Origin of the sequence: Micromonospora sp. NPDC051300 (assembly GCF_044455315.1) — a bacterium.
GTDB classification, from domain to species: Bacteria; Actinomycetota; Actinomycetes; order Mycobacteriales; family Micromonosporaceae; genus Micromonospora; species Micromonospora robiginosa.
In genome coordinates, this window is the sequence record NZ_JBITEP010000019.1 from 1 (window position 1) to 9409 (window position 9409).

The 9409-nt window shown below is 74.9% G+C and carries 11 protein-coding genes and 1 pseudogene; 5 read left to right on the top strand and 7 right to left on the bottom strand.

The annotated features are described in order from the left end of the window. Window positions 1–130 precede the first annotated feature (130 nt). Window positions 131–868 carry a class I SAM-dependent methyltransferase gene (locus tag ACIA5A_RS20640; protein ID WP_396764576.1) on the bottom strand — a complete coding sequence of 246 codons (738 nt, stop codon included), beginning with the start codon at window positions 866–868 and terminating at the stop codon, window positions 131–133. A 75-nt stretch (window positions 869–943) separates the two neighbouring features. Between ACIA5A_RS20640 and ACIA5A_RS20645 the strand changes: the two genes are divergently transcribed. Both ACIA5A_RS20645 and ACIA5A_RS20650 read left to right on the top strand, forming a co-directional pair. Next, a complete protein-coding gene (locus ACIA5A_RS20645; RefSeq protein ID WP_396764579.1) occupies window positions 944–1456 on the top strand; it encodes an NUDIX hydrolase in 513 nt (170 codons plus the stop codon). Window positions 1457–1496: 40 nt separating this feature from the next. Continuing rightward, window positions 1497–2714 (top strand): hypothetical protein, encoded by a 1218-nt coding sequence (locus ACIA5A_RS20650; protein WP_396764582.1) that lies wholly within the window; start codon window positions 1497–1499, stop codon window positions 2712–2714. On the opposite strand, the gene ACIA5A_RS20655 is transcribed toward ACIA5A_RS20650, so the two are convergent. The 4 genes from ACIA5A_RS20655 to ACIA5A_RS20670 are packed head-to-tail and all read right to left on the bottom strand — an operon-like array spanning window position 2660 to window position 5711. Beyond that, window positions 2660–3217: a DinB family protein gene (locus ACIA5A_RS20655; protein ID WP_396764585.1), complete on the bottom strand. Its 558-nt coding sequence runs from the start codon at window positions 3215–3217 to the stop codon at window positions 2660–2662. The two genes, ACIA5A_RS20650 and ACIA5A_RS20655, sit on opposite strands and share 55 nt — an antisense overlap. Window positions 3218–3253: 36 nt before the next feature. Then, complete coding sequence (locus ACIA5A_RS20660; RefSeq protein WP_396764588.1) at window positions 3254–4312, bottom strand: ABC transporter permease; 1059 nt, start codon at window positions 4310–4312, stop codon at window positions 3254–3256. A gap of 53 nt (window positions 4313–4365) precedes the next feature. Then, complete coding sequence (locus ACIA5A_RS20665) at window positions 4366–5286, bottom strand: ABC transporter ATP-binding protein (protein ID WP_396764590.1); 921 nt, start codon at window positions 5284–5286, stop codon at window positions 4366–4368. Then, window positions 5283–5711 (bottom strand): GntR family transcriptional regulator, encoded by a 429-nt coding sequence (locus ACIA5A_RS20670; protein WP_396764593.1) that lies wholly within the window; start codon window positions 5709–5711, stop codon window positions 5283–5285. Before ACIA5A_RS20670 ends, ACIA5A_RS20665 begins: the two co-directional genes overlap by 4 nt. A gap of 97 nt (window positions 5712–5808) precedes the next feature. Here ACIA5A_RS20670 and ACIA5A_RS20675 point away from each other — a divergent pair. Next, window positions 5809–5934: pseudogene (locus ACIA5A_RS20675) on the top strand (TetR/AcrR family transcriptional regulator); the annotation flags it as partial. A 156-nt stretch (window positions 5935–6090) separates the two neighbouring features. Here ACIA5A_RS20675 and ACIA5A_RS20680 read toward each other — a convergent pair. Continuing rightward, complete coding sequence (locus ACIA5A_RS20680) at window positions 6091–6813, bottom strand: TetR/AcrR family transcriptional regulator (RefSeq protein WP_396764900.1); 723 nt, start codon at window positions 6811–6813, stop codon at window positions 6091–6093. 30 nt (window positions 6814–6843) lie between these two features. Between ACIA5A_RS20680 and ACIA5A_RS20685 the strand changes: the two genes are divergently transcribed. Next, a complete protein-coding gene (locus ACIA5A_RS20685) occupies window positions 6844–7956 on the top strand; it encodes an FAD-dependent oxidoreductase (RefSeq protein ID WP_396764903.1) in 1113 nt (370 codons plus the stop codon). Between the two features lie 16 nt (window positions 7957–7972). Here the strand turns inward: ACIA5A_RS20685 and ACIA5A_RS20690 are convergent, their stop codons facing one another. After that, a complete protein-coding gene (locus tag ACIA5A_RS20690; RefSeq protein WP_396764596.1) occupies window positions 7973–8257 on the bottom strand; it encodes a DUF2277 domain-containing protein in 285 nt (94 codons plus the stop codon). Between the two features lie 249 nt (window positions 8258–8506). On the opposite strand from ACIA5A_RS20690, the gene ACIA5A_RS20695 reads away from it, so the two are divergent. After that, window positions 8507–9265 (top strand): GNAT family N-acetyltransferase, encoded by a 759-nt coding sequence (locus tag ACIA5A_RS20695; RefSeq protein WP_396764599.1) that lies wholly within the window; start codon window positions 8507–8509, stop codon window positions 9263–9265. Window positions 9266–9409 lie beyond the last annotated feature (144 nt).

Consider the following 9409-nt stretch of genomic DNA (forward strand, 5'->3'; position numbering starts at 1 on the left):
TCCGATGCCTCAAACGCTACGTCGCCCGCGAGCTCTACCAGATCATCACCTCAAACGATCTTAAACTCGCCGCTTGACATCCATAGGAGCATCCCGCGGCGGTCCTGGCGCCGGACCGTCGCGCGACAGGTCAGGCCGGGCGGCGGGCGAGGACGAGACTGGTGCGCAGGTCCAGCACGACGGTGCCGCCGAAGTCGTCGACCGCCGCGCCGACCGCGGCCCGAACCCGCTCGCGCAGCTCCGGCGGGCGGCGGAGCTGCGGCGAGAACGTGTCCACCAACCGCAGGTACGCCGCGGTGTCCAGCGGCACCGCGCGACGGAACCGCGACAGCCGCACGTCGGTGAAGCACCCGCTGTCGACGATGTCGTCGTGGAACCACCCGTCCGGGCGGTCACCCCGGTCGCCCGGGTCGGCGGTGGAGAACGCGGCCCGGATCGCCGCGCCCTGCGCGTCCTCGACGTAGGCGTAGCGGTGGCTGAGCACGGCGAGCGTGCCGCCGGGGCGCAGCGCGTCCCGCGCACGCTGGTTGCGGGTGGCCGGGTCGAGCCAGTGCCAGGCCATCGCGCAGGCCAGCACCGCCACGCCGCCGGGCGGCGGGCTCCACCGCTCGAAGCTCGACGTCACCACGTCCACGCCCGGGAACCGCTCGGCGAGCACCCGGGCCATCCGGACGTCCGGCTCGACGCAGGTCGTGGCCGCGCCGAGGGCGAGCAGCGCCGCGGTGGCCAGGCCGGTGCCGGCGCCCACCTCGACAACTGTGTCCGGCGGGCCGCCGTGGTAGGCGCGGATCGCGTCGGCGACCTCGGCCGGGTAGCCCGGGCGCGCCTCGTGGTAGGTGTCGGCCGTCTCCCCGAACAGTTGCGACATGCCCCCATCCTGCCAGCGCGGACCGCATCCACGGGTGCCCGCGCGTCGACCGGGGCCCCTCCCTACGCTGCGGGCATGGAATTGCCTGACGACTATCCGGTGGTGCGGCGGCGGGCGGTGCGGGTGGTGGTGCTCGACGTCGCCGACCGGGTGCTGCTGTTCCACACCCGCGACCCGGAGCATCCCGACCTGGGCGTGTGGTGGGAACTGCCCGGCGGCGGCCTGGACCCCGGTGAGACGTACCGGGAGGCGGCGGTGCGCGAGCTGCGCGAGGAGACCGGCATCGTGGTCGCGCCGGACGACATCGGCGCGCCGACCTGGCGACGGCGGGCCAGCTTCCGGCACCGGCAGTGGCGGCACCTGCAGGACGAGGTGGTGGTGCCGGTGCGGCTGCCCGGCCCCGGCCCGGCGGTGGACGGGACGGACCGGCTCGACTACGAGGTGGAGGACTACTTCGGGTTCCGGTGGTGGCCGCTGGCCGAAGTGCTCACCGACCGGCCGCGCTGCTATCCCGGCCGGTTGCCGGAACTGCTGCCGGCGTTCCTCGCCGGTACGGAGATCGACGAGCCGTTCGAACTGTGGTCGTGACCGGCGTGCCGGTCGGCCCGTCAGCGGGCAGAGTGGAGCGGTGACTCCTCTCCACGCACCCCTGGCCCAGTACGCCGAGCGGCTGCACCGCGCCGCCGGTGACACCCACCACGTCGTCTCGCCGCTGGGCGCCTGGCTGCTGCTGGCGTCGACCGGCCCGGCCGCCACCGGCGCGGCCCGGGCGGCGCTGGCCGAGGCGCTGGGCGTCGACCCGGACGACGCCGCAGCGGCGGCCCGGGCGTTGCTCGCCGCGCCGCACCCGATGGTCGCCGCGGCCACCGCGCTGTGGGAGCGCACCCCCTTCGAGGAACTGGCCGAGTGGCGGGCCGGCCTGCCCGAGCCCACCGAACGCGGTCCGCTGCCCGACCAGGCGGCGCTCGACGCCTGGGCCCGGGACCGGACCGGTGGCCTGATCGAGAGTTTCCCGGTGGACGTCACCCCCGAGACGTTGCTGATCCTGGCCAACACGCTGGCCACCCGGGTCTCCTGGGCCGACCCGTTCGCGGTCGCGCCGGCGGCCGAGCTGGGGGCGGACAGCGCCTGGGCCGGCCGGCTGCGCCAGGTGCTCCGCACGCCCCCGGTCGGGCACCGCTGCTGGGTGTCGGCCACCGAGCGGGCCGGCGACGTGGCGGTGCACGTGGCACCGGCGCGCCAGGCCGACGACGGTGCCGGGATGCTCGTGGTGTCGGTCGTCGCCGCGCCTGACGTGTCGCCCGCCGACGTGCTGGCCGCCGCGCGGGACCTGGCCGTGCTCGCCGCCACCGTGAGCGAGGGGCCGGTGCCGGGGCGGCGGTCGCTGTTCGACCTGCCACTGGGCGAGAGCCCGCTGTGGACGCTGCGGGAGGAGCCGACCCGCACCTTCGCCCCCGACCGCCGGGAGGAACGCGCCACCGCGGTGCTGCCGTGCTGGGCGGCGCGCAGCCGGCACGATCTCACCCGTGCCGGGTTCGGCTTCGACGCGGCGGCCCGGGCGCTGGGTGAACTGCTCGGGCTGGCCGAGCCGCCGTTCACCGCGGCGCAGTCGGCGGTGGCGCGGTACGGCCGCTACGGCTTCGAGGCCGCCGCGGTGACCGCGTTCGGGATGGTCGCCGGGCTGCCACCGGAGGGCGTCGCCCGCGTGGCCGACCTGCGCTTCGCCCACCCGTACGCGGTGGTCGCGGTCGCCACGGACGCCGCGGGCGGCCCCTGGCACGCGCTCCCGGTCTATTCCGCCTGGGTCGCCGATCCGGAGGACGTCCCGGCCGACGAGGCCCGCTGACGCCGGTCGGCGTCGAGGATCTGTTCCCGCAGGATGTCCGCGTGCCCGCAGTGCTGCGCCAGCTCGCGCAGCACGTGCAGGTAGACCCACCGCAGCGGGAGCGGCCCGAGCCGGTGCCCGCGCAGCACGTCCTCCGGTCCGAGGGCCGACGTCGCCCGCCGCGACGCCGCGCAGGCGTCGCGGTGGGCCTGCCGGACGGTGGCGATCGTGTCGCCGTCGTCGAGGACGAACGAGTCCTCGGACCGCTCGGGGATCCCGATCTGCGCGCGGGACCGGCCGGTGACGGCCTCGTCGAACCAGACCTTCTCCACGAACGTCGCGTGCTTCACCAGACCCAGCAGCGTGGTCCGGGAGGCCACCAGCGACCGGCGCGCCTGCTCCTCGATCAGCCCGTCCAGGCAGCCGTCGAGCGCCGCGCGGTGCTCGTCGAGGAACGCCTCGAACTGACCGGCGGCCGGCAACGCGACGATCCGGTCGGCGAAGGTGGGCGGGAACGACGGCATGGGCGAAGTTTCCCAGACCGGATCGGCGGCCGCGGGTCACCCCGCGCTGAGGTCGGTGCGGCGGACGATCCACCAGACGGCGAGCAGGGCAAGCGCGGTCATGCCCAGGTAGCCGCCGGCGACGATCAGGTGGAACTCGGGGATCCGGCTGCCCGGCTGGTATTGCAGGTGCTGCTGGAGGTTGTTCTCCATGAAGCAGGCGAGCGTCCGGCCGCTGCCGTTGTCGGGCGGGCAGAGACGTTGCAGCTCGACGCCGGTGAGCTCCCGCCCGGAGGCGTCGAACGCGCTGGACGGCCCGTCGATGCCGTAGTCGATCATGCCGCCGCTCACGACCAGGGCGTTGTCGCGCAGCACGTCGATGTTCGGCCCGCCGATGGGGCGGTTCGCGGACAACGGCTCCATCAGCCGGGGATAGCGCCACTGGACGAGGTAGGTCAGGCCGATGAAGCCCGCGATCACGACGAACACGGCGGGGAGCGTGCGTCGGATCGCGGCGCCGAGCGCGACGCCGACCGCGAACCAGCAGAGGCTGATCGCGACCGGCAGCATCCCGGTGTTCAGGAACGACTCGTACTCGAAGAGGCTCATCGGGCCGACCAGGGCCCGGGTCCGTTCCAGGTGGTCGCTGACCCCGGCGACGACCGCCGTCACCGCCGCCACGAACAGGCCGAGCAGACCCAGCCTGGTCCAGAGCCAGCGCGTCGGGGAGACGTCCTGGCTCCAGGCCAGCAGCAGCGTGCGTTGTTCGTGCTCCCTGCTGAGCACCGGGACGCCGATGAACACGCCGATCAGCAGCGGCATGTACTGCACCAGGCGCGAGAGGGCCGCCAGGGTCAGCACCAGCGGCGAGGACCCACCGAGCCGCCTGCCCTGCGGAGAGCCCTCCGCGCAGTACGCCTCGTGACACTGGTGCCAGAGGTCCGTCAACTCCATGGACAGGTAGGTCATCCACCCCACCAGGACCGCGGCCAGGACGAGCGTGCCGACCAGGGTCCAGCGGTGCTGGCGCCAGGTCAGCCACAGCAGGCCGCGGAGGCCGCCGGCCCCGAGGTCGTCCGGGCGCCTGGCGGGGGCCGCGTGCACGAGCTGGCTCATGCGGGGCAGGCTCGGCAAGCCCTCACGGCCCTCGCTTCGCTCGGTGCGCTCGGTCATGCGACTGTCTCCATCTCGCGGCGTGCCGTGGACGACGCCTTGAGGTAGGTCAGGATCAGCTCGTCCAGGGTGAGGGGTTGGCTGGTCCAGCCGGGCGCGACGACCGCGTGCGCCGTCGGCGCCGCCGGCTGCCGCAGCACGAACGTGGACTGCCGGTCGGTGTGTCGCGCCTGGACGGTCGTGCCCGGGCCGGGCGGCTGGTCCGCGCGGGGCCCGGTCAGCCGCACGTGGCCGTCGAGCAACTCCTCGACGTCACCGGTGAGCACCGTCCGGCCCGCGTCGAGCAGCAGCAGATGGTCACCGACGCCGCTGAGCTCGGCGATGATGTGGGTGGACAGCATGATCGTCATGTCGCCGTCGGCGGCCTCCGCCATGAGTTCACCTGTCACCTCGGTGCGGGCCACCGGGTCCAGGTTCGCGAGCGGCTCGTCCAGCAGCAGCACCGCCGGGCGGGAACCCAGCGCGACCGCCAGCGCGACCTGCGCCCGCTGCCCGCCGGAGAGCTTGCCGCAGCGGCGGTCCAGGGGGATGTCGAAGCGCCTCAGCCACGACAGCGCCCGGCGCTGGTCCCACAACCGGTTCGTCGCCCGGCCGAAGCGGAGCATGTCCGACACGCTGAAGTCGCGGTAGAGCGGTTTGTCCTGCGCGAGGATCGCGACCCGACTTCCGGCCTCTCCACCCCCGCCGTCGGACCTGCCCCGCACCACCGGACGGCCGTGCACCAGCAACGAGCCGCTGGTGGCCCCCAGCGTGCCGGCGATGATGCTCATCAGCGTCGACTTGCCCGCGCCGTTCGCACCGACGAGCGCGACGATCCGGTTCGCCGGCAGTTCGAAGCTGCACTCCCGCAGCGCCCAGACGGAGCCGTACCGCCGGCTCACGTCGCGGGCGCGTACCGCGACGGACTGCTCGCTCACGCCGCGCCCTCCTTCTTCTGGGGCTCCGCGCCCGGCTGGGCCCGACGCGCCGAGTTCTCCACGATCACCGAGGCGAGCAGCGCCTGGACGTCCTCGTCCTCCAGACCGGCCTCCCGGGCCTGGCCGAGCCACCGGGCCAGGCTGCCGCGCAGCCGGGCCATGACATGCGGATCGGCGTGGCCGAGCGTGCCGCTGACGAAGGTGCCCGCCCCCTGCCGCGCCTCCACCAGGCCGGACAGCTCCAGCTCCCGGTAGGCCTTGAGCACCGTGGTCGGGTTGACCGTGCACGAGGTCACCACGCTGCGCACGGTGGGGAGTTGGTCCCCCGGCCGCAGCGTCCCGATCCGCAGCCCCTCGCGCACCTGCCGCACCAGTTGGGCGTACGCGGGGACGCTGCTGGACCGGTCGACATAGAAATTGATCACCTGGCGACCCCCTGACGATTGTTATGGTCAAGTAGAACACCAGCTAACCAACATGGCAAGGACGGCGCCGGCCGGTCAGGCGCGCGGACCCAGGCGCATGATCCAGGCGCACGCGATCCGGCTGTTCGTCGCGCACGGCTACGACGCCACGACCGTGAACGACGTCGCCGCGGCCGCCGGCGTGTCCCCGATGACGGTGTACCGGCACTTCCCGACCAAGGAGGACCTCGTCCTCGTCGACCAGCACGCCCCCTGGTCGCCGAACGCGTCGCCGCGTCGCCGGCCGGGCAGCCGCTGGTACGCCGCATCGGCGGCGCGCTCGTCGAGTCTCGGCGAGGCGTTCGCCGCGGCCTTCGGCGAGGCCGCGCCCGGACAGGGCTCAGGGCCGGCGGCCGGCGATCCCGTCGAGCACGATGGTCAGGTTGTGGTGGAAGGTCTCCGCCGCGTCGAGGTGCGCGCCGTCGACCACGAGCCGGGCGACGGTGGGATAGCGACCCGTGTCGAGCATGCGGGTCAGGTAGGGCCCGAGCGCGGACTGCCAGGCGGACACGTCGACACCCGTCGCCCGCGCGGTGCGCCGCTCGGTGACTTCCCGGCGCAGCGCCCCGACGAGGTAGGCGTTGAAGGCGCCCAGCGCCCGCTGGAGGTCGTCGACGTCGCGTACGCCCGGGGCGCGGGCGAGCGTCGCGGCGGTCGCCTCGCCGACGGCGAGCGCGTGCGGCCCGAGGTGCGGCCGGGCGCCGAGCAGGTCGACGAACCACTCGTGGTCGAGCGCGGCCTCGCGGGTCGCCGAGGCCAGGGCGCGCGCGGCGGCCCGCCACCCGTCCGGCACGGCGGTCCCGGCGATCCGGGCGTAGACCGCGTCGACCATCAGGTCGAGCAGTTCGGAGCGGTGGAGCACGTAGTCGTAGAGCCGCATCGGGCCGACGCCCAACTCCTTGGCGATCTTGCGGAGGGAGAGCCCGTCGAGGCCGTCGGCGTCGGCGATCCGGGTCGCGGTGGCGGCGATCTTCGCGCGGGTCAGCGGCACCGGCGTCGCGCGGGGTCGGGGCTCGGGCCGTTCCCAGACCGGCAGAGGTGCGTTACCGTACGGCGTATCCACAAAGTACAGCGTACGGCAAAGGGGGGAACGATGCGCATCGCGATCGTCGGCGGCGGCCTGGGCGGCCTGACGCTGGCCCGGATCCTGCACCGGCACGGCCTGGGCACGGTGGTGGTGTACGAGCGCGAGACGCACCGGGCCGCGCGCACCCAGGGCGGCTCGCTCGACCTGCACCCGGAGTCCGGGCAGCGGGCACTGGCCGCGGCCGGCCTCGAGGCGCGGTTCCGCTCCGCGGCGCGGCCGCAGGGCGAGGAGCACCGCATCCTCGACCCGGCCGGACGGGTCCTCGTGCACCACCGGCCGCGACCCGGCTCGTTCTCCGGGCGGCCCGAGATCGACCGCCGGGTGCTGCGCGACCTGCTGCTCGACTCGCTCCCCGGCGACACGGTGGCGTGGGGCCACCGGCTCGTCGCGGCGACGGCGCGGCCCGGCGGCGGATTCCGGTTGGCGTTCGACGGCGGCCGGCACGCCGACTGCGACGTCCTCGTCGGCGCGGACGGCGCCCGCTCGGTCGTCCGGTCGCTGCTGACCGACGCGACGCCGGCCGCCGTGTCCACGCTCGTGGCGCTCACCATCGACGACGCCGACCGGCGGCACCCGGCGCTCGCCGACCTGGTCGGCCCCGGCAACCTCTGGTGCGTCGGCGAGTGCCGGATCCTGTCCGGGCAGCGTCTCGGCGACGGCAGCATCCGGGTCGGGATCTCGCTGCCGGCCGACGACCGCGACCTCGACACCTACCGCAGCAAGCACGTCCTGCTCGACCTGTTCGCCGGCTGGGACCCCCGGCTCACCGCGCTCATCGAGGCCGGCGACGGCCCGCCCGTCCCGCACCGGGCCGAGGTGTTGCCCGTCGACACCCGCTGGCCGCACCGGTCGGGTGTCACGCTCCTCGGCGACGCCGCGCACCTCATGCCGCCGGTCGGCGAGGGCGCCAACCAGGCCATGCTCGACGCCGCCGACCTCGCCGCCGCGCTCGTCGCGGACGCCGCCGACCCCGACGCGGCGATCCGGGCGTACGAGGAGGCGATGTTCACCCGGGTCCGCCCGATCGCCGAGATGTGCGTCCGGGTGCAGGCGATGATGCTCTCCCCCACCGCCGCCGACGACCTGGTCCGCTTCTTCACGCCCCGGCCCGCCGACTGAGCGACGCCGGACCGGCTCAGGAGGTGGCCGCCCGAGGACCGTAGCGTTCGGCGGCACGCGCCTTCGCCCTGGCGGCCTCCACCTCGCGGTCCCGCGACGGCGCCCTGGTCACGAGGCGGTCCAGCAGGGTCCGGGTGGCCTCGGTGACCGCGCGGACCGCCTCGTCGAACGCCTCCTCGTTGGCCGCGGACGGCCGGGTGGCGCCGCTGACCTTGCGCACGTACTGCAGGGCGGCGGCCTCGATCTCGTCGGCGGTCGCGGGCGGCTCGAAGTTGTGGAGCACGCGAATGTTCCGGCACATGCCTCCACCATGCCAGCAGGCGCCGACTATTTCCTTGACAGCCCGGCGTGGCCTGCGGCAGTCTTGCCGCCGACCACGCGTTCGGCGTGGCACGACGCACGAGGGAATGACGCCTGTGATCCAGGTAGGCCCAGCGGCCGCCTGAGTGTCGACAGCGCGACGGAGGACCGTCGCGCCGCTCGGCCACGGTTCGGCGGTCCGACGCATCGATCGTCCACCGTCCGTCCATTCCCGTATCGAGGTTTCTCCGTGATCTTGGACAATCGCGTCCAGCAGTGCGTCGTCGCCACCCTCTCGGCCCGTCCCGCGCCGGTGCAGGTGGGGCCGTTCGTGGTGGGTGTCGACCCGACCACGACCAGCCCGCACATCAACTACGCCACGCCCCGCCCCGGCGCGACCGTCACCGCGGCCGACGTCACCGCGCTGGTCGCCGCGTTCCGCGCCGCCGGGCGCAGGCCCCGCCTGGAGTACGTCGCCAGGTGCGCCCCCGGCCTGGAGGCGCTGCTCACCGCCGCCGGGTTCGTCGTGGAGGCCCGGCACACCTACCTGGTCTGCCTGCCCGACACGCTGCGCACCCCGCCCACCCCCGCCGGCGTCGACCTCGTCGAGCCGCGCACCGACGACCAGCGGGCCGCGCTGGTCACCGCGCAGAACGAGGCCTTCGGCCAGGCGGCGGTGGCCACCGCGGCGGACGTGGCCCGGCTGCGGCGCCAGCAGGCCGCCGGTGGCGTGGCCGTCACGGCCCTCACCCCGTCCGGCGACTGCGCGGGCGGCGGCGCGGCGGCCCCGCCCGCCGACGCGGTGAGCGAGGTCGCCGGCATCGCCGTCCGCGCGCCGTACCGCCGGCGGGGGCTGGCCGGGGCGATCACCGCCGCGACGACCCGGCGGCTCTTCGACGCCGGCGTCGAGGTGGCCTGGCTGGAGGCCGGCGGCGCGGACTCGTGGCGGGTGTACCAGCGGGTCGGCTACCGGCCCGCCGGGGAACGGCTCTACGTCTCCGCCGACTGACACCGCGGTGAACAGGGAGTTGGCGCCCGCCCCCCCCCCCGGCCCCCCCGCCCCCCCCGCCAAAGAGGGAGCGGGGGGGGGGCGAGCCGGGCGGCGCCCCCGGGGGCGACCCGACTAGCGGCCCCGCCCCACACAACCCACACG